Origin of the sequence: Bradyrhizobium sacchari (assembly GCF_002068095.1) — a bacterium.
Lineage (GTDB): Bacteria > Pseudomonadota > Alphaproteobacteria > Rhizobiales > Xanthobacteraceae > Bradyrhizobium > Bradyrhizobium sacchari.
The window spans coordinates 78,071-102,871 of sequence record NZ_LWIG01000001.1 but is presented as its reverse complement, the minus strand read 5'-3'; the positions used below and the strand labels follow the sequence as shown (position 1 = coordinate 102,871).

Annotated in this window: 25 protein-coding genes; 12 read left to right on the top strand and 13 right to left on the bottom strand. The window is 64.6% G+C overall.

The window, feature by feature from the left end; all coding sequences use genetic code 11:
- From A5906_RS43595 to A5906_RS00525, 4 genes are all read left to right on the top strand, one after another.
- Window positions 1–639, top strand: a 639-nt coding sequence (locus A5906_RS43595) for an HlyD family type I secretion periplasmic adaptor subunit (RefSeq protein WP_245326537.1), incomplete at its 5' end; no start/stop codon positions are given.
- A gap of 164 nt (window positions 640–803) precedes the next feature.
- Window positions 804–2,273, top strand: coding sequence for an AMP nucleosidase (locus tag A5906_RS00535; protein ID WP_080133365.1), 1,470 nt, complete (start codon window positions 804–806; stop codon window positions 2,271–2,273).
- Between the two features lie 121 nt (window positions 2,274–2,394).
- Window positions 2,395–3,012, top strand: a complete 618-nt coding sequence (locus A5906_RS00530) for a tetratricopeptide repeat protein (protein ID WP_080133364.1) — start codon at window positions 2,395–2,397, stop codon at window positions 3,010–3,012.
- A 236-nt stretch (window positions 3,013–3,248) separates the two neighbouring features.
- Entirely contained in the window at window positions 3,249–3,524 is a 276-nt protein-coding gene (locus tag A5906_RS00525) for a DUF1488 family protein (protein WP_080133363.1), read from the top strand.
- A gap of 184 nt (window positions 3,525–3,708) precedes the next feature.
- Here A5906_RS00525 and A5906_RS00515 read toward each other — a convergent pair whose 3' ends face one another.
- On the bottom strand, window positions 3,709–4,191 hold the full coding sequence (locus A5906_RS00515; RefSeq protein WP_080133361.1) for a CinA family protein: 483 nt from the start codon (window positions 4,189–4,191) through the stop codon (window positions 3,709–3,711).
- 145 nt (window positions 4,192–4,336) lie between these two features.
- Between A5906_RS00515 and A5906_RS00510 the strand changes: the two genes are divergently transcribed.
- From A5906_RS00510 to A5906_RS00500, 3 genes are read left to right on the top strand one after another with little or no spacing between them, the layout of a single operon-like run.
- Window positions 4,337–5,395: an amidohydrolase family protein gene (locus tag A5906_RS00510; RefSeq protein ID WP_080133360.1), complete on the top strand. Its 1,059-nt coding sequence runs from the start codon at window positions 4,337–4,339 to the stop codon at window positions 5,393–5,395.
- Window positions 5,396–5,420: 25 nt separating this feature from the next.
- Window positions 5,421–6,533 (top strand): amidohydrolase family protein, encoded by a 1,113-nt coding sequence (locus A5906_RS00505; protein WP_080133359.1) that lies wholly within the window; start codon window positions 5,421–5,423, stop codon window positions 6,531–6,533.
- A gap of 53 nt (window positions 6,534–6,586) precedes the next feature.
- Window positions 6,587–7,000 carry a Rieske (2Fe-2S) protein gene (locus A5906_RS00500; RefSeq protein WP_080133358.1) on the top strand — a complete coding sequence of 138 codons (414 nt, stop codon included), beginning with the start codon at window positions 6,587–6,589 and terminating at the stop codon, window positions 6,998–7,000.
- A 138-nt stretch (window positions 7,001–7,138) separates the two neighbouring features.
- Here A5906_RS00500 and tcuC read toward each other — a convergent pair whose 3' ends face one another.
- Window positions 7,139–8,470 (bottom strand): MFS transporter, encoded by a 1,332-nt coding sequence (gene tcuC, locus A5906_RS00495; protein ID WP_080133357.1) that lies wholly within the window; start codon window positions 8,468–8,470, stop codon window positions 7,139–7,141.
- 146 nt (window positions 8,471–8,616) lie between these two features.
- The gene (locus A5906_RS00490; protein WP_080133356.1) at window positions 8,617–9,510 is read right to left on the bottom strand and encodes a transcriptional regulator GcvA; all 894 of its coding nucleotides are present in this window, start codon (window positions 9,508–9,510) and stop codon (window positions 8,617–8,619) included.
- A 110-nt stretch (window positions 9,511–9,620) separates the two neighbouring features.
- Between A5906_RS00490 and A5906_RS00485 the strand changes: the two genes are divergently transcribed.
- Both A5906_RS00485 and A5906_RS00480 read left to right on the top strand, forming a co-directional pair.
- Window positions 9,621–9,824 (top strand): DUF1127 domain-containing protein, encoded by a 204-nt coding sequence (locus tag A5906_RS00485; protein ID WP_080133355.1) that lies wholly within the window; start codon window positions 9,621–9,623, stop codon window positions 9,822–9,824.
- Window positions 9,825–9,891: 67 nt separating this feature from the next.
- The gene (locus tag A5906_RS00480; protein WP_080133354.1) at window positions 9,892–10,515 is read left to right on the top strand and encodes a GNAT family N-acetyltransferase; all 624 of its coding nucleotides are present in this window, start codon (window positions 9,892–9,894) and stop codon (window positions 10,513–10,515) included.
- Between the two features lie 54 nt (window positions 10,516–10,569).
- On the opposite strand, the gene A5906_RS00475 is transcribed toward A5906_RS00480, so the two are convergent.
- Entirely contained in the window at window positions 10,570–11,409 is an 840-nt protein-coding gene (locus A5906_RS00475) for an oxidoreductase (protein ID WP_080133353.1), read from the bottom strand.
- A gap of 121 nt (window positions 11,410–11,530) precedes the next feature.
- Between A5906_RS00475 and A5906_RS00470 the strand changes: the two genes are divergently transcribed.
- A complete protein-coding gene (locus A5906_RS00470) occupies window positions 11,531–12,421 on the top strand; it encodes a LysR family transcriptional regulator (RefSeq protein WP_080133352.1) in 891 nt (296 codons plus the stop codon).
- Between the two features lie 62 nt (window positions 12,422–12,483).
- Here the strand turns inward: A5906_RS00470 and A5906_RS00465 are convergent, their stop codons facing one another.
- Together A5906_RS00465 and A5906_RS00460 are read right to left on the bottom strand one after the other, a co-directional pair.
- Window positions 12,484–13,317 (bottom strand): enoyl-CoA hydratase, encoded by an 834-nt coding sequence (locus tag A5906_RS00465; RefSeq protein ID WP_080133351.1) that lies wholly within the window; start codon window positions 13,315–13,317, stop codon window positions 12,484–12,486.
- 116 nt (window positions 13,318–13,433) lie between these two features.
- Entirely contained in the window at window positions 13,434–14,135 is a 702-nt protein-coding gene (locus tag A5906_RS00460) for an SDR family NAD(P)-dependent oxidoreductase (protein WP_080133350.1), read from the bottom strand.
- 243 nt (window positions 14,136–14,378) lie between these two features.
- On the opposite strand from A5906_RS00460, the gene A5906_RS00455 reads away from it, so the two are divergent.
- Together A5906_RS00455 and A5906_RS00450 are read left to right on the top strand one after the other, a co-directional pair.
- A complete protein-coding gene (locus A5906_RS00455) occupies window positions 14,379–16,163 on the top strand; it encodes an acyl-CoA dehydrogenase family protein (RefSeq protein WP_080133349.1) in 1,785 nt (594 codons plus the stop codon).
- 43 nt (window positions 16,164–16,206) lie between these two features.
- Window positions 16,207–17,295 (top strand): Zn-dependent alcohol dehydrogenase, encoded by a 1,089-nt coding sequence (locus A5906_RS00450; RefSeq protein WP_080133348.1) that lies wholly within the window; start codon window positions 16,207–16,209, stop codon window positions 17,293–17,295.
- Window positions 17,296–17,460: 165 nt separating this feature from the next.
- On the opposite strand, the gene A5906_RS00445 is transcribed toward A5906_RS00450, so the two are convergent.
- The 7 genes from A5906_RS00445 to A5906_RS00415 all read right to left on the bottom strand — a co-directional run bounded on the left by A5906_RS00445 (window position 17,461) and on the right by A5906_RS00415 (window position 24,484).
- The gene (locus A5906_RS00445) at window positions 17,461–17,814 is read right to left on the bottom strand and encodes a nuclear transport factor 2 family protein (RefSeq protein ID WP_018643355.1); all 354 of its coding nucleotides are present in this window, start codon (window positions 17,812–17,814) and stop codon (window positions 17,461–17,463) included.
- Window positions 17,815–17,978: 164 nt separating this feature from the next.
- On the bottom strand, window positions 17,979–19,451 hold the full coding sequence (locus A5906_RS00440; RefSeq protein ID WP_080133347.1) for an amidase: 1,473 nt from the start codon (window positions 19,449–19,451) through the stop codon (window positions 17,979–17,981).
- A gap of 224 nt (window positions 19,452–19,675) precedes the next feature.
- On the bottom strand, window positions 19,676–20,647 hold the full coding sequence (gene mbfA, locus A5906_RS00435) for an iron exporter MbfA (RefSeq protein ID WP_080133346.1): 972 nt from the start codon (window positions 20,645–20,647) through the stop codon (window positions 19,676–19,678).
- Between the two features lie 67 nt (window positions 20,648–20,714).
- Window positions 20,715–21,863: an alpha/beta hydrolase gene (locus A5906_RS00430; protein ID WP_080133345.1), complete on the bottom strand. Its 1,149-nt coding sequence runs from the start codon at window positions 21,861–21,863 to the stop codon at window positions 20,715–20,717.
- Window positions 21,864–22,006: 143 nt separating this feature from the next.
- On the bottom strand, window positions 22,007–22,876 hold the full coding sequence (locus A5906_RS00425; protein ID WP_080133983.1) for an MBL fold metallo-hydrolase: 870 nt from the start codon (window positions 22,874–22,876) through the stop codon (window positions 22,007–22,009).
- 16 nt (window positions 22,877–22,892) lie between these two features.
- Window positions 22,893–23,504 carry a glutathione S-transferase family protein gene (locus A5906_RS00420; protein WP_080133344.1) on the bottom strand — a complete coding sequence of 204 codons (612 nt, stop codon included), beginning with the start codon at window positions 23,502–23,504 and terminating at the stop codon, window positions 22,893–22,895.
- Between the two features lie 137 nt (window positions 23,505–23,641).
- Complete coding sequence (locus A5906_RS00415) at window positions 23,642–24,484, bottom strand: fumarylacetoacetate hydrolase family protein (RefSeq protein WP_080133343.1); 843 nt, start codon at window positions 24,482–24,484, stop codon at window positions 23,642–23,644.
- Window positions 24,485–24,801 lie beyond the last annotated feature (317 nt).

Below are 24,801 nucleotides of genomic sequence, written 5' to 3'. Positions count from 1 at the left end.
GAGCGCGCGCAGTACATCGCCTCGCGCGCGCAGGCCAAGGGCAAGATCACCGAGACCGAGCTTCAGATCATCCAGGTCGACAAGGACATGGTCAGCGAGGTCTCCAAGGATCTGCGCGAGACCAACGACAAGATCGGCGAGCTGATCGAGCGCAAGGTCGCCGCCGAGGACCAGCTTCGCCGCGTCGACATCCGCGCGCCGCAGGATGGCATGGTGTTGCAATCGACCGTGCACACTGTCGGCGGCGTCGTCACCGCCGGCGACACATTGATGCTGATCGTGCCGCAGGCCGACGACCTCCAGGTCGAGGCCAAGGTCAATCCCGTCGATATCGACAAGCTCCAGATCGGCCAGAAGACGCTGCTGCGCCTGTCCGCCTTCAACCAGCGCACCACGCCCGAGCTCAACGGCGTCGTCAGCCGTGTCTCGCCCGACGTCACCACCGAGCAGCGCACCGGCCAGAGCTACTACACCATCCGCGTCTCGATGCCGCCGGAGGAGATCGCCCGTCTCGGCGACGTCAAGATCATCCCCGGCATGCCCGTGGAAGCCTTCGTCCAGACCGGCGACCGCACCATGCTGTCCTATCTGATGAAGCCGCTGCACGACCAGCTGATGCGGGCCTTCCGCGAGAAGTGACGCGCGAAGAGCGCGTTTCATCTTTCCTCGTCATGCGAATGTAGCGAAGCAATCCAGACTGTCCCCGCGGACAGATTTCTGGATTGCTTCGCTTCGCTCGCAATGTCGACTTGGCTGTCAGTTTGCTATACTGCGATCGCAAACAGCAACCCGGCGGTCGAACAATGCAGTCCCCTCCGTCCATCGCCACCAAATCCTTTTCCGACGCTTCACTTGCCGTCGCCCGGCTCGAGGAGATCTACGAGCGCAACACGAAATTCCTGCGCGACCGGTTCGAGGCCTATGTCGGCGGCGAAGCCGTCACCACGCGGGTGCGGGCCTATTATCCCTTCGTCCGCCTCACCACCGCGACGCATGCGCGGCTGGATTCGCGGCTGTCCTACGGCTTCGTCGCCGGACCCGGCGTGCACGAGACCAGCGTCACGCGGCCGGATCTGTTCCGCAGCTACCTGACCGAGCAGATCGGCCTTCTGATCCAGAACCATGGCGTGCCGGTCGAGATCGGCGAGTCGGCCGAGCCGATCCCGATCCACTTCGCCTATCGCCGCGACATCAACATCGAAGCCGCCATCACCACCAGCGAGAACTCCCCGGTGACGCGCTCGCTGCGCGACGCGTTCGACGTCCCTGACCTCGCCACCATGGACGATTCCATCGCCGACGGCACCTTCGTACTGCAGCCCGGCGCACCCGAGCCGTTATCCTTGTTTCGCGCCGCCCGCGTCGATTACTCGCTGCGCCGGCTCTACCACTACACCGGCACCGACCCCGAGCATTTCCAGAACTTCGTGATCTTCACCAACTACCAGTTCTATGTCGACGCCTTCGTACAGCTCTGCCAGCAGCGGCTTCAGGCCGGGGAAGCCGGCCTCGACGCCTTCGTCGCGCCCGGCAATGTCATCACGCGCGCCGGTGGCGCGACGACGGGAGCCGCGCCCGTGCGCACGCCGCAGATGCCGGCCTTTCATCTCGTCGAGCCCGATTATCGCGGCATCACGCTGATCAACATCGGCACCGGCCCGTCGAATGCGCGCAACGTCACCGACCACGTTGCCGTGCTGCGGCCGCACGCCTGGCTGATGCTCGGCCATTGCGCGGGCCTGCGCAACACGCAGCGGCTCGGCGATTATGTGCTCGCGCACGGCTATGTGCGCGAGGATCACGTGCTCGATCGCGAGCTGCCGCTCTGGGTGCCGATTCCGGCACTGGCCGAGATGCAGGTCGCCCTCGAGGAGGCCGTCGAGGACGTCACCGGTCTCGAAGGCTTCGAGCTCAAGCGCCTGATGCGCACGGGGACTGTCGCGAGCGTCGACAACCGCAACTGGGAGATCTCGGGGCCTGAGGTGATCCGCCGCATGTCGCAGTCGCGCGCGGTGGCGCTCGACATGGAATCGGCCGCGATCGCCGCCAACGGTTACCGCTTCCGCGTTCCCTACGGCACGCTGCTGTGCGTCTCCGACAAGCCGCTGCATGGCGAGATCAAGCTCGCGGGTATGGCCAGCGAATTCTACCGCCGCCGTGTCGGCCAGCATCTCGAGATCGGCCTGAAAGCGCTGGAGCGGCTCAAGCAGCAGGAATCGGAGCGCCTGCATTCGCGAAAGCTGAGAAGCTTTGCCGAAGTGGCATTCCAGTAAAGGACAACAGAACTGCCGTACGAATGCTGACGTCTCCGTGAGGGCAGCGTCCCGGAATATCACTGCCGAGGCAGGGTTATCAATTTGTCCGGGGCCGCTTGAAGCAGGACAGGAGACGGAGATGTTCACAGGGATGATCAGGCTCGTCACGCTTGGCACATTTGCGGCAACGTTGTGGATTTCGCCGGCGTTCGCCGCGGGCGGAGGCGGCGGCGGTGGAGGAGGGGGTGGCAGCATCAGTTCCACCGATCCCTATGCCGGCGCCTATTCGGATCAGAAGCCGCAGCCAGCCTACCCGAAGCGGCCGGGCACCAGGGCGACCCAGAAAGGCAAGAAGCAAGGCAACCAGTCCAGCATCGGCGATCCCGCTTTCGCCGCCGGTTACCGCGCCGCCTACGATACCATCTACGAGCGCAACGATTATGCGGCCGCGATCGCGCAGTTGAAGTCGCTCGGCCATGACGATCATCCGAACGTCGCCAATCTCATAGGCTACTCCTACCGCAAGCTCGGCGACTACGAGCAGTCGCAGGTCTGGTACGAGCGCGCCTTGCAGGCAGATCCGAACCACGTGCTGACGTGGCAATATTATGGACTGTGGCAGCTCGAGCGAGGCAACCGCGAGCAAGCGCTCTATCACCTCGGCCGGATCGCATCCATCTGTGGAACGAGCTGCGAGGAATATCAATCGCTGGCCGCGGCACTGGACAAGCCGACAGGCACGGCGCTCGTCTACTGACGCCTTGGCATGGCCGACTGACGGGCGCGCACTGTTGAACAGCGGCGTATGACGGCCATGTCCCCTGAAGCATGATCCGGAAAAGTGCGAAGCGGTTTTCCGGAAAGGTCATGCGTAAACAACAACCTAAAGCGCGAAGACGATTCAACCAAATCTCATCGCGCTTTGGCGCGGGTGGTGACAACGCGTCAGATTTTCAGCATTGTCCCGTTCGGGGGCGCGAACGGGATATTTGGATGCCGCTGACGCGCGACAAGATCATCGGCCATGACCTCGAACGGCTGGCCTTCCGCTTCACCATGCTGAACGATGGTGACGTCGTGGACTGCCAAATAAGCGACGCCGCGATGGACCAGCTCGCGGGCATGCAGGGCACCGAAAGCAGCGCACGTCAGGCGCAATTCCTGTCCTTGCGCGAGACCATCGAACGCATCGCGTCCGACCTCTACGACGAGGCGCCGCGCGTGCAGGGCTATGTGGTGCGGATTTTCATGCGGCATCTGGGGCCGTAGGCCCTGTCGTCGTCCTGGCGAAAGCCAGGACCCATACCGCGGAATCTATCGATCATGTCCGGTACCAATCCCGAACGACCAGTCTTCGCCAAACATCTCCCTGGGGGTATGGGTCCTGGCCTTCGCCAGGCGACACCGAGGATGGAGCACAGCCACTCCATCTCACCGCCAAGCAATCACGCAGTTACTCCGACAGCTTCCTCAACAACAACCTCAACGCCGTCGCCGCGAACATTTGCATGTTCGCGAACCGGTCGCCGCTCCCCGTCTCCAGCGTCATCACCTCTGACACGGGGCCAGCGACCGCCATGCAGCTGTGGCCGGCGGCATCGCCGTAGCGGTTGCCGGTGGGGCCGGCGGCGCCGGTCTCGGACAGGCCCCAGTCAGAATTGAAGCGGCTGCGCATCTGCTCGGCGAGCAGCTTCGCATAAGGCTCCGAGGACGAACGAAAGCCCTTCATTCCTTCGTCCGAAATATCCATCAGCACGCGCCTGGCATCGCGCGTGTAGACCACGGCGCCGCCGAGGAAATAGGCCGACGCCCCGGGCACCGCGAGGAGGCTCGCCGAGATCAGTCCGCCGCCCGACGATTCCGCCACCGCAATGGTCTGTTTGCGCGCGATCAGTTTCGCCGCGACCTGTTCCGCTATGCCGATGAGCTCTTTCATCCCTAAAGACCCCTATTCCTTCGCAACCGAGCTCAGCCGTCCTAGCATATGACAGCAGGCTTGGCCGAGTTGCGGGCGACGGGCAGGCCTGCTTGAATGGCGGGTAAAGAAGAGACATGCGAGGAAACGAGAGAAGGGAGACGTCATGGCGTCCCTGATCGCCGGCGGCATCGATTGCGACGTGCATCCGGCCGTGCCGCATCTGACCAGCCTGCTGCCGTACCTGAACGATTATTGGCGCGATCAGGTGACGACGCGCGGCATGGTCGATCTCATCTCGCAATCCTATCCGCAGAACTCGCCGATCAATGCGCGTCCCGACTGGCGTCCAGAGACGGGAAAACCCGGTGAGAGCCTGTCGGACATGCAGCGCCATGTGCTCGATCCCTTCCAGCTCAAACATGCCATCTGCAATCCGCTCTATGGCGTGCAGATGGTGTTTTCGGAAGATTTGCAGGCCGCCTTCTGCCGCGCGCTGAACGAGTGGCTCGTGAAGGAATGGCTCGATCGCGATTCACGGTTGCGTGGTTCGATCGTGATCCCCACGCAAAGCGTCGAGAAGGCCGTCGCCGAGATCGAGCGCTGCGCGGAGGACCGGCGCTTCGTGCAGGTGCTGATGCTGGTCATGGGCGACACGCCGCTCGGCAAGCGCGCGCTATGGCCGATCTATGAAGCGGCGGAACGGCTCGACCTGCCGATCGGCATCCATGCCGGTTCCGCCTATCACAATCCGCCGACTGCGGTGGGATGGGGCTCCTATCACATCGAGGATTATGTCGGTCAGGCCCAGGCGTTCCAGACCCAGCTCACCAGCCTGATCGTTGAAGGTGTGTTCGCCAAATATCCGCGGCTGAAAATGGTGATGCTGGAGTCCGGAGTTTCCTGGATCGCGCCTTATCTCTGGCGGCTGCACAAGTTCTGGCGCGGGGTGCGGATGGAGACGCCGTGGGTCGATCGCGCGCCGCTGGAACTTGTGCGCAGCAACATCCGCTTCTCGTTACAGCCATTTGATGCGCCGCCGGAACCCGAGACATTAATTCGCCTGTTTGAGCATATGCAGTCAGACGAATTGGTCTTATTCTCCACGGACTATCCGCACTGGCAGTTCGACGACCAGGACGCGCTGCCCGAAGGTCTGTCCCCCGATCTCGTGCGCAAGATCATGATCGATAATCCGCATGCAACCTATCCCCGCCTGACGTGAGCCCGCTGCCAAAGGAGGCAAGGCGATGAACATCCAGTTCCGCGAGAGCCAAGAAGCCGCTTCCCCACTGACCGCCAAAACCGCGATCGCCGACTGCGACATCCACCCGGCACGCGCCACCCGCACCGAGCTCTATCCCTACCTCGCCAAGCGCTGGCAGCATCATCTCGAGGTCTACGGCGTCCATGCCTATCAGGGCATGATGGAAGGCCCGCCCTATCCGAAGGCGCAGCCCAATGCCTCGCGCCGCGACGCCTGGCCGCCGGAAGGCGGCCCGCAGGGATCCTCGCTCGCCTTCATGCAGAAGCAATTGCTCGATCCCAACAATGTGCAGCTCGGCGTGCTCAATCCGCTCAATACCGGGCAGGGCATCCGCAATCACGAGCTCTCGGCCGCGCTGTGCTCGGCGATCAACGACTGGCAGATCGACAAATGGACCAGCAAGGACAAGCGGCTGAAGGCCTCGATTGTCGTCGGCAATGAGGACGGGCTGTCGGCCGCCGCCGAAATCCGCGAGCGGGCCGGCGACAAGAACTTCGTGCAGGTGCTGCTGCTCAGCCGCAATGTCGAGCCGCTCGGCCAGCGCCGCTACTGGCCGATCTACCAGGCCGCCGAAGAGGCGGGTCTTCCGGTCGGCGTCCACGCCTTCGGCTTCGGCGGCAACCCGATCACGCCGTCGGGTTGGCCGTCCTATTACATCGAGGAGATGGTCGGGCACTCGCAGTGCCAGCAATCGGCACTGGCGAGCCTCGTGCTGGAGGGCGTTTTCGAGCGCTTTCCGAAGCTGAAGATGGTGATGATCGAGGCTGGCTTCGGCTGGGCGCCGTCATTGGCCTGGCGGCTCGACAAGGCGTGGAAGCGGCTGCGCAGCGAAGTGCCGCATGTGAAGCGGCCGCCGTCCGAATATATCCGCGAGCAGGTGTGGTGGACGACGCAGCCGATGGAGGATCCGGAAAGGCGCGAGGATCTGTTCGACGTCATCAAATGGGTCGGCTGGGACAAGTTGCTGTTCGCGACCGATTATCCGCATTGGGACTATGACGAGCCGTCGCGCGTGCTGCCGGCGGGTGTCAGCGAAGCCAATCGCGAGGCGTTTTATCTCGGCAATGCGAAGAAGCTGTACGGTATAGCCGCATGATCCGAAAAAGTGTGAAGCGGTTTTTCGATCAGATCATGCGGAAGACATAAAGCATGGCGCGACATGTGATTGCGCCGGTCGATGAGCTTCCGCCGGGCACGCGAAAATTCCTGGAGATCGACGGCCGGCCGATCGCGGTCTTCAACATCAAGGGTGAATATTTTGGCCTGATGAACCGCTGCCCGCATCAGGGCGCGGCATTGTGCGAGGGTCCGCTCATCGGCCTCGCACAGTCGAGCAATCCCGGCGAGATCGAATATACGAAACTCGGCGAGATCATTCGCTGCCCCTGGCACGGCTGGGAGTTCGACATCCGCACCGGCCAATCCTATTGCGACCCCCGTCGCTTCCGCGTGAAGGCCTATCCGGCCCAAGTCGAGCCGGGCGCAAGCGTGGTGAAGGGGCCGTATGTCGCCGAGACTGTCACGGTGAAGGTCGAGAGCGATTACGTGGTGGTGGAGCTGTAGCCCCACTGTCATTCCGGGGCAGCCCGCAGGGTTGAACCCGGAATCCATCGTGCGACAGAAATGCTGGGAGAAATGGATTCTCCGATGCGCAATTGCGCATCATAGCTCGCGCCACGCGCGCCCCGGAATGACAGTTCGCTACTGCCCCGCGACCGGCTCCGCCGCCGTGTCATAGGTCGGCACCGCCTTGCCGCCGCCGCGATAGACGATCGAGGCCGCGATGATGCCGAGCAGGGCGGCGAACATCAGCCAGGCGCCGGGCGCGGCCTTGTTGCCGGTGGTGTCGATCAGCCAGGTCGAGGCGAACGGCGTGAACGTGCCGAACAGCGCAGCCGCGAGCGCGAAGGCGAGCGAGAAGCAGGTGGTGCGCACGTGCGCCGGCACGATCTCGACGAGCGCGCCGAGCATGGTGCCGCTGTACATGCCGAAATAGAACGAGAACATCATCTCGACGGCGAGCAGCTTGCCGAAGGTCGGCGCGGCCACCAGCCAGGACAGCGCCGGGTAGGCGGTGAGGAGCGAGAGGCCGGCGATCCCGATCAGCACCGGCTTGCGGCCGATGCGGTCGGACAGCGCGCCGCCGACCGGGTTCCAGATGAAGTTGGTGACGGCCACCAGCAGCGTTACCAGCAGCGCATCCTGCGTCGACAGCTTCAGCACTGTCTTGCCGAAGGTCGGCGTGTAGACGGTGACGAAGTAGAACGTCGTGGTGGTCAGCACCGCGATCATCATGCCGAGCAGCACGATGCGCCAGTTGGCAAGCGCGGAGGCGAACACCTCGCTCGCGGTCGGATGCTTCTTCATGGCGAGGAAGGCCGGCGTCTCCTCCAGCGTGCGCCGCAGGAAGAAGATCAGCGGAATGATCAGGCAGCCGACGAAGAACGGAATGCGCCAGCCCCAGGACGCGACGGTGTCCGCCGGCATCATCTCGGACAGGATGTAACCGAGGATCGACGCCACGAAGATCGCGACCTGCTGGCTCGACGACTGGAACGAGGTGTAGAAGCCGCGGTTGCCGGGCGTGGAGATCTCCGCGAGATAGACCGAGACGCCGCCGAGCTCGACGCCGGCGGAGAAGCCTTGCAGCAGGCGGCCGATCAGCACGATGACGGGCGCCGCGATGCCGATGGTCGCATAGCTCGGGCAGAACGCGATGACGACGGTGCCGAACGCCATGATGCCGAGCGTGACGATCAGGCCCTGGCGGCGGCCGATGCGGTCGATGTACGCGCCGAGCACGATGGCGCCGACGGGCCGCATCAAGGCGCCGAGCCAGAACACGCCGAAAGTGTTGAGCAGCGATGCGGTCTCGTTGCTCGAGGGGAAGAACGCCTTGCCGATCGCGGCCGCATAGAAGCCGAACAGGAAGAAATCGAACTGCTCGAGGAAATTGCCGCTTGTGGCGCGCAGGATCGCGCCGATGCGCGACTTGATGGCGGGCGGACTGGTTGAGGCGGCTGGTCCAGCCATGACGTTGCTCCCCTTGGAAAAGACGTGGCCGGACCGGAACTCATTTCACGGCTAGGCGACAGATTGAAGCTGCGACAATCTGTCTTACCCCTTCCCGCGCGGGGCACCGCGAGTCAATCGGTTTTCCGAGCGAAGCTGATGATATTTCAGTCTTTATTTTGCGTCGCAGCGACGATCCATTGGCGGAACGCGGCGAGCTTCGGTGCCTCTCGGCGGCCGTCGGGAGAGACCAGGTAAAACCCAGCATCCGCCGGCAGCGCGATCTTGAAGGGGACCACCAGCCGTCCCTTGGCGATGTCGTCCTGGACGTAGGAGGTCCGTCCCATCGCCACGCCCATTCCGTCGATCGCCGCCTGCACCGTCATCAAGGTCATGTCGAAGGTGATGCCGGGCTGCCGGGAGATGCCGGGCGAGAGGCCCGCCGCGGTCAGCCACAGCCGCCAGTCGTCACTGACATTGGTGTGTAGCAACACGTGGTCCTTCAGATCCTCCGGACGACGTAGCGGCTTGTCACCGCGCAGCAGCGAGGGGCTGCACACCGGGAACAACTCGTCCGCCATCAGCCAGTCGGCGCGCACGCCCGGCCATTGGCCGCGGCCGTAGCGGATCGCGACATCGACATTGTCGCGCTGGAAGTCGACGAGGCTGGTCGATGTGGTGATGCGGACGTCGATACCGGGATGGCTCTCCTGGAAATCGGTGAGTCGCGGCAGCAACCACTTTGCGGCAAGCGAGGCGATCGTCGAGACCGTCAGCACCTTGTCATCGTCCTTGCGCAGCAGGCGGTCGGTGGCAAGGCGCAGGTCGTTGAAGGCGGCGCGCACGCCCGGCAGATAGTCGCGCGCCTCCGGCGTCAGCGCCAGCGCGCGGTTCTGCCGGATGAACAGGCGGATGCCGAGCTCCTCCTCGAGCCTGCGGATCTGATGGCTGATCGCGGTCTGGGTCACGTTCAGCTCGCTGGCCGCCAGCGTGAAGCTGAGATGGCGCGCGGCGGCCTCGAACGCCCGCAAACCGTTGAGGGACGGCAATCTGGCAGTCATCTGGCAACAGGATGCATGACGTTATTTCATGCGAAAGGGTACAAATTGTCGTTTGTCGCAGCGCGGCGAGAAGCAGATATTAGCAGTCAACTTAGCTCCAGGAGCTGAAAATGTCTACTTTGACCGACAATTCGATGACAAATCATCATGCACACGGCCTGATCCAGCAGATCGGCGAGACGCTTCACGTCTGGCACGAGCGCTACAGGACCCGGCGCGAGCTCACCCACTGGACCGCCCGCGATCTCCACGACGTCGGCCTGTCCTGGTCCGACATCGCCTATGAGGCTGACAAACCCTTCTGGCGGGCCTGATTGGCCGCCAGGCCGGCGCCGCCTGTTCACAGGGGCGCCGGCGGTCCCTTTTTGAAGGGTTCGTGTCATGAGCACTCTCCGCCTCGAAGACCTGAAGCAATATTCGGACACACTGCGCACCCGCGACGGTACCGTGCTCAGCGTCCGTTTCGTCGAGCCGCGCGACACCGACGAGCTGCAGCACTATTTCCGCTCGCTCTCGACCCGCTCCCGCTACAACCGCTTCTTCGGCGCCATCAGCGAATTGCCGAAGGGCCTGCTGCACGATTTCCTCGAGGTCGGCGAACACGAGCGTTTCACCGTCGTCGCGACTAAGATGGTCGACGGCTTCGAGACCATCGTCGCCGAGGCGCGCTACGCTTTGCAAGCGGAAGGGGCGAGGCTCGAATTCGGCCTGTCGGTTGACGACCGCTGGCAGGGCCACGGCATTGCCACCGCGCTCATGAAGAATCTCGAATGCCGCGCAGCCGCGCTTGGGGCTGAGCACATGTTCGGCGACACGCTGCGCTCCAACGAGGCCATGGTCTCGCTCGCGCGCAAATCCGGCTTCGCCTTCGTCAACCATCCTGACGACTGGAAGCTGGTGCGCTTCGCCAAGGAAATCAGCGTCGCACCCAACGACATTCCCTGCGCGAGCTGGCGCCTCGCCGCCCTTTCCCGTCAGGCCGAAAGCCCCTCAGCCTCGGCCTGACACCACTGCAAGCCCGGCCCTGGCGATCCAGAGCCGGGCATTTTTTTTGCCCGCTCAGGCGTCGTCACTGGTGAAGTCGGTGGAGGTTGCGACCGACCGCCACCCCGCCAGCTCCCGCGCAACGAAGCTGTTCTTCGCCTCGATCCGCTCCACCGTGTCGCTGCCGAGCGGCAGGCGCAGCGGCGGGTTTTTCGCATCGACCAGTTTCAGGAAGGCTTGCGCCAGCTTGCGCGGATCGCCGCGTTGGCCGCCATTGACGTCGGCCGCATGCGCGCGGGTCCTGCCGACGCTCTCGTGATAGTCGTCGATCACCTGCGCGGTGCGCGACAGCGAGCTCTCGTCGAGGAAGTCGGTGCGGAAGAATCCGGGCTCGACCACGGTCACCCTGATGCCGAGCGGCGCGACTTCGCCGGCCAGCGCCTCGCTGATTCCCTCGACCGCGAATTTGGTCGCGCCATAGACGCCCCAGCCGGGATAGCCGGCGTAACCGCCGACCGACGAGATGTTGATGACGTGGCCGGAACGCTGGCGGCGCATATGCGGCAGCACCGCGCGGGTGACACTGAGGAGCCCGAACACGTTCGTGCCGAACAGCTTTTGCGTTTCTGCATCGCTGGCTTCCTCGATCGCGCCCAGAAGGCCATAGCCGGCATTGTTGACGAGGATGTCGATGCGCCCGAAACGCTTCACGGCCTCGCCGGCGGCCTCATGCGCCTCGGCCTCGCTGGTGACGTCGAGCCGGGTGGCGTGCAGCCGCTCGTGACTGCCCAGCCGCGCGGTGACGGTCGACGGATCGCGGGCGGTCGCGACCACGGCATCGCCGGCCTTCAAGGCGGCTTCGGCGATCAAAGCACCAAATCCGCGGGATGCTCCCGTGATGAACCAGACACGCATGATATTGCCCTTTCCATTTGGTCCCCGGCGATGTGCCGAAGCTGATGGGCAAGGAGTAGCCGCTCGCCATAGCTGAGATAATCCGCTATATGATCCGTAAGCTATTGAGAAAAATTCATCAATGCGGGTCGACCCGTCGGACCTTGCGACCTTTCTCGCCATCGCCCGCCACCGCAGTTTTCGTGCGGCTGCGACCGAGCTTGGCGTGACGCCGTCCGCCCTGTCGCACGCTCTGCGCAATGTCGAGGAGCGGCTGGGCCTGCGGCTCGTCAACCGCACCACCCGCAGCGTCGCGCTCACCGAGGCCGGCGAGCTTCTGTTCGCCCGCATCACGCCGGTCTTCCGCGACATCGACGACGCGCTAGAGGATCTCAACAATTTTCGCGGCAAGCCCGCCGGCACGCTGCGCTTCACCGCCGCGCGCCAGTCGGCGCAGCTAGTTCTGCTGCCGATCGTGACGCGTTTCCTGAAGGAATTCCCCGACGTTAGCGTCGAGATCGTCATCAACGATTCCCTGATCGACATGGTCGCGGCCCGCTTCGACGCCGGCGTGCGCTTTGGCGAGACCATCGCCGCCGACATGATCGCGGTGCCGATCGGCCCGCGGCACCGTTTCGCCGTGATCGGCGCGCCTGCCTTCTTTAGGACGTACAGGCCGCCGACCACGCCGCATGACCTGAAAGGCCTGCCCTGCATCCGCTACCGCTTCACCTCAGGCGCGCTCTATCACTGGGAGTTCGAGCGCGGCGGCATCGAGCTCTCGATCGACGTCACGGGGCCGCTGACCATGAACGACCAGGACCTGATGGTCGATGCGGCGCTCGACGGCGTCGGCCTCGCTTACGTCTTCGAGCAGCAGGTCGAAGCGCTGCTGGCCAAGCGCAAGCTGATCCGCGTGCTCGCCGACTGGTGCCCGGCCTATCCCGGCTTCTTCCTCTACTACCCAAGCCGCCGCCAACTGCCGGCGGCGCTGCGGGCGTTCGTGGATTTTGCGCGGGCGCCTGCCAACTAGCGGCGCTCTCTCTCCGAGTCCTCCTGGCGAAAGCCATCGCGTGTGTGGCTCCGCCGGGCTGCCTACTTCCCCGTGAACACCGCCTTGCGCTTCTCAATGAACGCCTGCACGGCTTCCTTGTGGTCGGCGGTCGTGGTCAGGCGCACCAGTCGTTCGGCTTCGTGGTCGCGCGCGGTTTCGAAGTCGAACAGCACGGCCTCGTCGAGATTGTCCTTCATGTAGCGCAGCGCGAGGCGCGGGCCTTCGGCGAGCGAACTTGCCAGCGCGAACGCTTCGGTCTGCAGTCTGTCGTCGGGCACGACACGGTTGACGAGGCCGATCACTTCGGCGCGCGTGGCGTCGACGCGATCGCCTGTGAACATCAATTCGCGCGCTCGCGCGGTGCCGACGAGGCGCGTCAGCAGCCAGGCGATACCGTAATCGCCGCTGAGCGCGATGCGCGCATAGCCCGTGGCGACGAAGGCTGATTGCGCGGCGATGCGGATGTCGCAGGCCATGGCGATGGCAAGCCCGGCGCCGACCGCGGGACCGGGCAGCGCGGCGATGGTCGGCTTGCGCACCGATACCAGGGCGCCGGTGAGCAGCCGCTGCCGCTCCTGCAGATCGGCGACCCTGTCGTCGAGGGACATTTCGAGCTTTTTCGGATCGCGATGCGCGCCCATGCCCTTGACGTTGCCGCCGGCGCAGAACGCTTCGCCCGCGCCGGTGAGCAGCAGCGCGCCGACATTCGGATCCTCGGCGCAGGTCCGGATCATGGTGCGCAGTGCCGGCGTCAGCGCGTCCGACAGCGAATTGCGCGCCTCCGGCCGGTTCAGCGTGATGATGGCGACGCGGTCGCGGATGACGCAGAGGAGTTCTCTGGTGCCGGTGTCGACGGTGGTTTCTTCCGTAGTCATGTCGCCTCCCTCTCTTTTTCGTCATTGCGAGCGAAGCGAAGCAATCCAGCCCGCTTCCACGGACACATTTCTGGATTGCTTCGCTCGCAATGGACGGTTGTTGCTACGTTGTCGTCTCAAAACTTCTCCACCCAGGGCCGCAACTCCAGCTCCCAGCTCCAGGCGCTGCGCGGCTGCTGCAACACGTTCCAATAGCTCGCCGCGATCGCATCAGGATCGAGCATCGAATCCGGCTTGTCGGCCGGTTCCGTGCGCGCCGCGCTGCGGATGCCGCCGTCGATGACGAAATGCGCGACATGGATGCCTTGTGGCGAGAGTTCGCGCGCCAGGCTCTGGGCGAGCCCGCGCAGCGCGAACTTGCCCATCGCGAAGGAAGCCGATTGCGCGTAGCCCTTGACGCTGGCGGAGGCGCCGGTGAACAGGATCGCGCCGTGCTGGTTCGGCAGCATGCGCTTCGCCGCCTGCTGCGCCACCAGGAAGCCGCCATAGGCGCTGACCGCGATCGCCTGCGCGACATCGGCCGGGACGAGATCGACGAACGGGCCGCGCGTGCGGCCGCTGGCGTTGTAGACGACGAGATCGGGCGTGCCGATCTCGCGCTCGACCAGGCCGAACAGGCGCTCGACCTCCTCCGGCTCGGTGGCGTTGCAGGCGTAGGCCTTCGCGCCGGTCTTGCTGCAGAGCGCGCCGAGCTTTTCGATCTTGCGCGCGGCAAGCGCGACGCGGATGCCCTGCGTGGACAGCAGCCGGGCCAGCGAGGCGCTCAGGCCTTCGCCGGCACCAACGATGAGCGCGATCTTGTATTTCGGATGTTCCATGATTTGGTCTCTGGCGGGATTTCTCGGGACAGGGAAGCCGTTGATCTATGCATGGGCCGTGCGGACAACCAGCCGGGTGGATCACAATTCCGCAGAGCGAATTGCTCCATCACGGCGATCATGCCTCCCTGACAATTTGCGGCTTTATCGCCATTCGCGACTGGAGCATGATCGACATCATCCAAAGCGGCAAGCGCCAAAACAGCGCAAAATGTCCGCAAGGCGGAAACGAAGAGGACGATCATGCACAAGCCGGTCCCAGCGCAGCCGAAACATGTCGCGGCCGAGCCGTCCGGCCTGCTGGCACCCGATACGTCAGGCATGAATTTCTACCGCGCCGATCCGGCGCTGACGGACCTGCTCCGCATCCATCTGCCGGACAACCTGTTCCGCCACATCGAGCCGCATCTCGACCGCCTCGGCGAGCTCGCCGGCGGCAGGCTCGACGAATGCGCACGGCTTGCCGACCGGCACACGCCGGTGCTGCATCAGCGCGACAAGTTCGGGCGCGACGTGCAGTCGATCGAATATCATCCGGCCTATCGCGAGCTGGAGAACGCCGCGTTCGGCGAGTTCGGCATCCACGCGCTCTCGATCCGCAAGGGCATCATGGGCTGGCCGGACAAATACCCTGTCGTCGCCAAGCACGCTTTCACTTTTCTGTTCAACCAGGCCGAATTCGGCATGGGCTGCCCGATCAACGTCACCGATGGCTGCGCCAAACTGCTGGCGAATTTCGGCAGCGAGGCGCTTAAGGCGAAATATCTGGATGGACTGACCTCGACCGACATGAGCAAGCTGACGCAAGGCGGCCAGTTCATGACCGAGAAGGAGGGCGGCTCCGACGTCGGCACGCTGACGACGCGCGCGGTGCAGGAGGGCGACCACTGGCGGATCTATGGCGAGAAATGGTTCTGCTCGAATGCCGACGCCAAGGTGGTGATGCTGCTGGCGCGCCCGGAAGGCGCCGGTCCCGGCACGCGCGGGGTCGGCCTGTTCCTGATGCCGCGCTTCCTCGACGATGGTGCGCAGAACCACTACCGGATCGTGCGCCTGAAGGACAAGCTCGGCACGCGCTCGATGGCCTCGGGCGAGATCAAGCTCGAAGGCGCCATCGCCTACGCGGTCGGCAAGCTCGACCGCGGCTTCGTGCAGATGGCCGAGATGGTGAACTCGTCGCGGCTTTCCAACGGCGTCAAATCCACCGCGCTGATGCGCCGCGCTTATCATGACGCGATGATGGTGGCAAAGAACCGCGTCGTGTTCGGCCAGCGCATCATCGATCTGCCCCTCGGGCGGCGGCAGATGCTGAAGATCATGCTGCCGGTCGAGCAGGCGCTGTCGATGAGCTTTCTCACGGCCGACGCGCTCGACCGGGCCGAAGCCGGCAGCCAGGACGCGGCAGCGCTGCTGCGCATCCTCACCCCCACGCTGAAATTCCGCGCCACGCGCGATGCGCGAAAAGTCTGCGGCGATGCGCTCGAGATGCGCGGCGGCATCGGCTATATCGAGGAATTCGCGACGCCGCGGCTCTTGCGCGATGCGCATCTCGGCTCGGTCTGGGAGGGCACCGGCAACATCGTCGCCATCGATGCGCTGCGGCGCGCGGTCGGCCGCCACGGCGCGGAATCCGCGCTATCAGCGGATCTGCACGCCCGGCTCGACGACAGCGCCTCCGTGCCGCAGGCCTGGCGCGACAATTTGCGCGGCCTCGTCGATCGGGTGGTCGGCTTCGCGCGTGAGGTCGCGGGCAAGCCGGAGAACGAAGCCGATGCGCGGCGTGCCACCAGCCTGCTCTATCATGTCGCAAGCGCGGTCGCGCTCGCCTGGGAGGCGCATCGCATTCACGACATCCGTGGTGACGCGCGCCGGTTGCTGTTGTCGCGCCTCGTCATCGACCATCGCGTGTCGCCGAGCGATCCGTTCCGGCTGACGGAAAATGCCGCGCAGACGAAGATCGCCGTGCTGCTGCTCGGCGATCGCGATGCCGACATGAGCGAGGTTGGCGAACTGGTTCTGACAGCGTAGGCTGCGCGCCGCGATCAAATAAAAACGCGACAGGGAGTGTTCGATGAAGGCCGCCGTCCTCTATGAAGTCAACCAGCCGCTGGTCATCGAGGATGTCAGCCTGCCGAAGCCCGGCCCGCGCGAGGTGCTGATCCGCACCGCGGTTGCCGGCCTCTGCCACTCCGACCTGCACTTCATGGAAGGCCTCTATCCGCATCCGCTGCCGGCGGTGCTCGGGCACGAGTCTGCCGGCGTGGTCGAGCAGGTCGGCTCCGATGTTACCTACGTGAAGCCGGGCGATCATGTCGTCACCTGCCTATCGGTGTTCTGCGGTACCTGCGACAATTGCACCACCGGCCGCACCGTGCTCTGCACCGATGCGACGGTGAAGATGCTGCCGGGCGTCTCCAACCGCATGCAGTGGTCGAAGCCGGAGAAGCTGCATCAGTTCCTCAATCTCTCTTCCTTCGCCGAGCAGATGCTGGTGCACGAGAACGCCATCGTGAAGATCCGCAAGGACATGCCGCTCGATCTCGCCGCGCTGATCGGCTGCGGCGTCATCACCGGCTATGGCGCGGTGGTGAACACGGCGAAGGTGACGGCTGGCGAGACCGTGGCGGTGATCGGCTGCGGCGGGGTCGGCATGGCTGCGATCAACGGCGCGCAGATCGCGGGCGCCGGCCGCATCATCGCCATCGACACCAATCCGGCAAAGCTCCAGCTCGCGACCAAGCTGGGCGCGACCGACCTCGTCAATCCCGCCGACGGCGACGTCGTGAAGCAGGTCCGCGACCTCACCAATGGCGGCGTGCATCATTCCTTCGAGGTGCTCGGCCGCAAGGAAACCGCCGAGCAGGCGTTCGGCATGCTCGCCGCCGGCGGCACCGCCACCATCGTCGGCATGATCCCGTTCGGCCAGAAGATCGAACTGCACGGCTTCGATTTCCTGCGCGAGCGCAGGATCCAGGGCTCCTCGATGGGCTCGAACCATTTCCGCGTCGACATGCCCCGGCTTGTTGATTTCTACCTGCGGGGACGGCTGCACCTCGAGGACTGGATCTCGGCGAAGCTGAAGCTCAGCGAGATCAACGAGGGCTTCGCCAACATGAAAGCCGGCAAGACCCTGCGCAGCGTGATCGTGTTCGACAGCTGAGCGCTGACGTTCACCAGCGCAGCTACAAAACAGGTGTCATCGCCCGCGAAGGCGGCCGATCCAGTACTCCGCAGCGGTCGTTCGCACAATTGCCGCCGCGGAGTACTGGATGCCCCGGTCAAGCCGGGGCATGACAGCGGAGGGTGGAACGTCAGCGCGTCCGCCTCACCGCGAGACGTGCGCGGACACGGCCAGCCATGTTCCGTTTTTCTTCGCCCAGCAATCGGTGTACCGCCCCGTCGCCTGCTGGCCATCGGCCGTCGTGTAGCTGGTCGCGGCGTGGATGATGGCGAAGTCGCCCATAATGCGGATGATGACGTCATACGCATGCAGGTTGCGGATTGCGATCGGCCGCGCCGTCTGCTCGAGGAAGGCGGCGCGATCGACCAGCGTCTTGTCGGGATTGGAGCAGTAGAACTCCGGCGCGAGGATCTCGTCGAAGCGCCTGACGTCGCAATTTTGCACCGAGGCGACATAGTCGCGGTTCAGCGCGGTGAGCTGTTCGAGGTCCTGGCTCATGGTGCGTCCTCTCTCCCTGGCATTCCGGGGCGCGCGAAGCACGAATCCGGAACCTCAAAATTGTTTTGTTCCGTCATTGCGAGGAGCTCTTGCGACGAAGCAATCCAGACTGCTGCCGCGAAAAGATGCTGGATTGCTTCGCTACGCCCGCAATGACGGAACGACTAATCGTCGAACATTTTCGGCGGCACGAACCCGCCAAACTCGCGCTCGATCAGCTCGGCGAGCTTCAGCGGCGTGCGGTCCTCCAGCCACGGGCCGACGATCTGGACGCCGACGGGCAGGCCGTCTTTCGATAGCCCGAGCGGAACGGCGGTCGCAGGCAGGCCCGGAAGCGTTGCGATGCCTGGCCAGGCAAGCTGATCGGAATAGGGGTAGTGCGTGCCGTCGATGCTGATGCGTCGCAGATCCTGTTCCGGCAAATGATCATGCGGAAAGGCCGGCGTCGGCATGATCGGGCAGATCACCGCGTCGAAGCTACTGAACAGCGCGCGCCATTGCGCACGCAGGCCGGCGCGCCTACCCGCGTCGAGCACCCATGCGCGGTGGCTTGCTACCGTGCCGCGCAGCCGCTCGGCGCCGAGGCTGTGGTCTCCCGGCGACAACCGGTTCGCCCGCGCCTGCGAATCCGCGAGTTCGTCGGGCAGGAAGAACGCGCCGAGGAAGCCCAGCAGCATGCGCATGTAAAGCCGCGACGTCTCCGCGAAATCCGGCAGCAGTGCGCTCTCGCGCGCGACCGTCATGCCGGCCTTCGCGAGGTCGGTTGCGAGCTTGTCGATCGCACCGCGGACATCCCGGTCGGTCGGCAGCAGCGGATGGCTGTCGATCACCAGGACACGAAAATCCCGCAGCGACTGATGTCGCGCAGCAGGCAGGTCGAGCTTGTAGGCGACGCCGGCGTCCAGCGGATCCGGTCCGGCCATGATGTCGAGCAGCAAGGAGAGGTCCGCAGCGCTGCGCGCCATCGGGCCGATGACGGCGAGGTCGCCTTCACGCGGAAGGGCTGGCAATGGCGGCGGGGTCTCACCGCGTGCCGGGCAGAGATTGAGGGTCGGCTTGTGCGCGAAGATGCCGCAATGAAATGCCGGCACGCGCAGGGAGCCGCCGATGTCGGAGCCGATGGCGAGCGCGCAATAGCCCGCTGCGAGAGCTGCCGATGATCCCCCGGACGATCCACCCGGCGTGCGGCCGAGATCATAGGGGTTGTTGGTGGTGCCGTAGATGTCGTTGTAGCTCTGCCAGTCGGCGAGGCCGACCGGCACGTTGGTCTTGCCGAGGACCACGCCGCCGGCCTCTTTGATACGGGCCACCGGCAGCGCATCTTCCGCCGGCCTGAAATCCTTCTGCGGCACGAATCCCCAGGTCGTCGGCAGGCCGGCGATGTTGAAGGATTCCTTGATCGCCACGGGCAGGCCGAGCAGCGGCTTGCGCTCGCCGCGGGCCAAGGCGGCGTCCGCCTCGCGCGCGGCGCCGAGCGCGCGATCGAAATCCCGGACGCAGATCGCGTTGATCTTGCCGTCGTGCCGTTCGATGCGATCGATCGCATCCTGCATGAGTTCGACCGCGGAGACCTTCCTCGCGCTCAATGCAGCCGACAGTTCGACCGCGCTCTTGAAACTCCCTCCCGATTTGGCCACGGCAGCTTCTCCCGCTCTGGTCGTCTGAGGATGATGCGCAGCTTGGCCGAACGCTGCAACCGCTGTTTGACTGAGGTTGATGTGTCTCAAGTTGTCATCGCCCCCGCGAAGGCGGGCGATCCAGTATTCCAGAGGCCCGCGTTGGAGAGCTCGCTCTCACCATATCCGCCGCAGCGTACTGGATCGCCCGGTCAAGCCAGGCGATGACGGCGCGTGTGGGGCTGCTACGCCGCCCCGATCAATATCCCCACCGCGAGCACGATGGCGCCGCCGAGCACGATCTGGAACACGGCCTGCAGGAACGGCGTGTCCATGTAGCGCGAGCGGATGAAGGCGATCGCCCACAATTCGAAGAACACGACGACGCAGGCGATTGCCGTCGCGATCCAGAATGCATTGGGCCAGCTGTCGGGCACGAGATAGGGCGCGGTGTGGCCAAGCCCGCCGAGCGTCGTCATCGCGCCGCAGGTGACGCCGCGCAGCCAGGGCGAGCCGCGCCCGGTGAGCGAGCCATCGTCGGAGAGCGCTTCCGCAAATCCCATGCTGATGCCGGCGCCGATCGAGGCGGCGAGGCCGACGAGAAACGTCTGCCAGTTCTGGTGCGTGGCGAAGGCGGCTGCGAACAGCGGCGCCAGCGTCGAGACCGAGCCGTCCATCAGGCCGGCGAGGCCCGGCTGCACATATTGCAGCACGAACATCCGCCGCCGCGTGCGGTCTTCCTCGGCGCGCACGTCGGGCTTGAGGATCTCGTCGGTCAGCCTAGCGGCGGTGTGCTCGTGGTTCTTCTCGGCTTCGGCGAGGTCGCCGAGCAGCCGCCGCACATTGACGTCCTCGGCCTGCTCGGCGGCCTTGGCATAGAAGCGCTCGGCCTCGAGCTCCATGGTCTCGACTTCGCGGCGGATGGTGTCGAGCGGCAGGTTCTTGGTCAGCCAGATCGGCCGGCGGCGCAGAAAACCCTTGACGTCCTCGCGGCGGATCGGCGGCAGATGCTGGCCGAAGCGTTGCTCATACATCTCCAGCAGCATGTGGCGATGGCCGCGCTCCTCCTCGGCCATCTGCTCGAACAGCTTGGCCGAGTCCGGATAGCGCTCCTTCAGATCCTCGGCGAAGGTCATGTAGATGCGGCTGTCCTCCTCCTCGGAGGAGATCGCGACCGCCAGCACCTCGCGCTCGGTCAGATCGGCAAAATTCTTCACGGCGGCCCTGTTTGCATAGTTTAGAATTATTCTAAACTATATAGGCCGCGGCCGTTTCCGGGTCAAATCAAGCCGTGCCGCTTCTCGCGAGGAAGTCGAGCAGCAACCGGCTCACCTCGCCCGGCTGTTCCTGCTGCACCCAATGGCCGGCGCCGTCGACGAGATGGCAGCCGAGCATCCTGGTGCAGCCGCGCTCCTGCATCGCCTCGAATATACCGGGGCGCTGATAGGTGCCCCAGTCCTGCTTGCCGGAGATGAAGCAGGACGGCACATCGATGCTGCGGCCCGCGAACAGCTGCATCTCGCTGTTGAGCATGCCCGACGTGCCGTAGCGATACCATTGCAAGCCCCCCTGAAATCCGGTGCGGCCATATTCGGCGCTGTAGTAGGCGAGATCGCTGTCAGGCAGCCATTGGTTGGCGGCGATGGCGGCCGGCGAGGGCATCTCCTTCGCCACGGTCTCGGCCATGGTCTCGCCGGCGTCCATCACGTAGTAGGTCGGCAGCTTTGCCAGCTCGTCTGCCGACCAGGACTTGAGCGGATACGGCTTGTTGGCGGTCCAGTCCGCGCTCTTGTGATGATAATAGGCGCGCAGGAAATCATGCACGCCCTGCGGCGCGTGCTGCATGTCCGCATTGGCTTCGCGTGTCGAATAGTACCATTGATAATGCTTGCGCGGGCGCGGCAGGACGGCGAGCTCGCGATGCACGGGGTCTTCGATCGCAGGCTTTGCGGGACTATCAACGGTGTTGAACGGCAGCGGCGGCGCTCCGCCGAATGGCGCGCTCATCAGCGTCACCGAGCGGAACACGTCGGGCCGGATCAGTGCACACCAGGCCGCGACCGGGCTGCCGAAATCGTGCCCAACCAGGTCGGCCTGCCTGTAGCCGAAGGCCGACACCAAAGCGAGCGCATCGCGCACGAGGTTGAGGAGAGAGAACGGCGCGAGATCGCCGTCATAGTCCGCGGCCCATCCCGTGGTGCGGCCATAGCCGCGCTGATCCGGCGCGATGACGTGATAGCCGGCCTCCGCGAGCGCCGGCATCACCTTGCGCCAGGAGAAGGCGAGCTCGGGAAAGCCGTGCAGCAGCAGGATGCAGGGACGTCCCTTGGTCTCGAAGCCGGCCTCGAGCACATGCATGCGCAGGCCGTTGATGCCGTCGACGTGGCGCGAACGGATGCCGGCGGGGAGGGGAATGTCGGGGAGATCGGGCATCGTTTCCTACACTTGGGTGGAATCGCAGGGTGGTTAGCCGAAGGCGTACCCACCGCTTCTGTCTCTGCAGAACCCAAAGAGGTGGGTTACGCTCAGCGGCTGCGCTTTGCGCAGCCGCTGTACTACTCACCTACGGCATCTCGCTAAACCGCCGCACACACGAACGCGTTGCCTTTGCGCTTGATCTTGCCGACCGACGGCGAAGGGAAATGCGCGGTACAGCACAGCGTGTCGGTATCGCAATAGCGCTCCAGGAAGCCGCGGCGCGTTCTTGCAGCAGCAGCCGGATCGACGTCGAACTTGATCGACAGCTCCGGATAGAGCGTCTGCAACGGCGAATGCATGAGGTCGCCGGAGAACACGGCATCGTCCTTGCTGCGGCCCATCGTGATGGCGATATGGCCCGGCGTGTGACCGGGCGTCGGCAGGATGCGGACGTGATCGCCGATCTGGTGGTCGTTGCCGACGAGCTCGTGGCGCCCTGCCTCGACCACCGGCAGCACGCTGTCGGCAAAGGGTGGAATCTCCGCCTTCGCATTCTCCGCGAACCAGTGGTCGTATTCCCGCCTGGCGAAGACGTAGCGCGCCTTGGGGAAGGTCGGCACCCAGCGGCCGTTCTCCAGCCGCGTGTTCCAGCCGACGTGGTCGACATGCAGATGCGTGCACATCACGAAGTCGATGTCGTCGACCGAGACCCCCGCGGCGTTGAGTCCGCGCAGATAGGTGTCGTCGGTCTTCATGTTCCATTTCGGCCGATTGGGGCGCGGCTTGTCGTTGCCGATGCAGCTGTCGACCAGGATGGTGTGGTGCGGCGTCTTCACCACGTAGGACTGGAAGCACAACATCAGCACATCGTTGTCGTCGAGTGCCTTGGCCTGCCGCATCCACGCCCGGTTCTCGGCCAGCACCTCGGCCGTCAATCCCGGCAGCATTTCCAGCGCCGGGACGAAGGAGGTTTCCTGTTCGACGACGCGATGGATGGTGAGGTCGCCGACCGCGTATTTCAGGCTCATGGACACTCCTTGCGGGTTATGCCGCCGGCGGCACCGAGATCTTCACCGAAGGCCGCTCCAGCATCTTCTGGTGGAATGCATCGAGCTTCGGATAGGCCTTGCGCCAGCCGCAATCGGCGAAGCGGAAATCGGCATAGCCGAGCACGCAAACGAGGCCGATCTGCGAGATGTCGAACGGGCCGTTCAGCACGTCAGGCATGTTCTCGAAGCGCGCCATGCCGGTCCAGGCCCTGTTCCAGTGATCGTCCGACCACGCCTGCCATTGCAGGCCCTGCGGCCGCACCATCTTCTCGTAGCGGCACAGCAGCATCGAATCGAGCATGCCGTTGATCAGGGAGTGATTGGTCTTGGCCTTCCAGCGCCGCGGGCCGTAGTCCGGGATCAGGCTGCCGCCGGCCATCTCGTTGAGATACTCGACAATGACATAGGAGTCCAAAATGACGTCGCCGTCATTGGTAATCAGCACCGGCAGTTTCTTCAGCGGCGTGATGCGCGAATAATCCTCGTTGGCCGTGCCCGGCGCGACGGTTGCGGGTGTCAGCTCGATCTTGTCGATCAGCCCGAGCTCGATCGCGGCGATGCGCACCTTGCGGGCAAAGGGCGAGGCGGGGGAGAAGGTGAGCTTCATGGAACGATCCTGATGAACATCCGGCGGTTGTTTTCGTCATTGCGAGCGAAGCGAAGCAATCCAGACCGTCTCCGTAGAAAGAACCTGGATTGCTTCGTCGCAAGAGCTCCTCGCAATGACGAAGAGAAAGCGCAGCCCTACGCCGCCACGATCTCCTGGCGCTGCTCGCCGAGGCCCTCGATGCCGAGCGTCACGACGTCGCCGACATTGAGGAAGGTCGGGGGCTTCATGCCGAGGCCGACGCCGGGCGGAGTGCCCGTGGTGATGATGTCGCCCGGCAAGAGCGTCATGAACTGCGAGACATAGGAGACGCACTTGGCCATCGAGAAGATCATGGTCTTGGTCGAGCCGGTCTGGCGGCGCTGGCCGTTGACGTCGAGCCACATCGACAGGTTCTGCACGTCCTTGATCTCGTCCTTGGTCGCGAGCCACGGTCCGACCGGGCCGAAGGTGTCGTGCGACTTGCCCTTGGTCCACTGGCCGAGGCGCTCGATCTGGAAGGCGCGCTCGGAGACGTCGTTGCAGACGCAATAGCCGGCGACGTAGTTCAGCGCGTCGGCTTCCGAGACGTACTTGGCGCGGGTACCGATGATGGCGGCGATCTCGACCTCCCAGTCGAGCTTGGTCGAGCCGCGCGGCTTCTCGACCGCATCGTTAGGGCCGGACAGCGAGGTGTTGGCCTTCATGAAGATGATCGGCTCGGTCGGGATCGCAGCGCCGGTTTCCTTGGCGTGGTCGCTGTAATTGAGGCCGATGGCGACGAATTTCGAGATGCCGGTGACGGGCGCGCCGAACCGCGGCTTGCCGGAGACGGCGGGCAGCGAGGCGGGGTCGAGGGCCGCCAGCTTCTGCAGGGACTCCGGCGAATAGGCCTCGCCCGTGAGGTCCTTCAGATGCGCCGACAGGTCGCGCAACTGGCCGGATTTGTCGATCAGACCGGGCTTTTCCGCACCCTTTTCGCCATAACGAACAAGCTTCATTCTCGTTTCTCCCTGGAGATGGACCGATCGGTTAAATAGCTTCATGGAACAGGGCGGCGGGAAATTCAACCGCTCAAAGCGGGCCGCATTGCAGCCTTCGAAATTCGGTGGGCGGGCATGGGTCTCGTGTCCCGGACGCGACGCAGCGCGAAGCGGTGCGGCGCAAAGCCGGGCCCCATGTCGCTGCATTCTGGGTCCCGGCTCAGCGGAGCAGCGTTGCACGCTGCACCGCGTCCGGGACACGGAGATCACCCCAGCGCCACAAACCTGAACGCGTCCCCGTCCCGCTTGATATGCCCGGCCGAGAAATGCCCGCC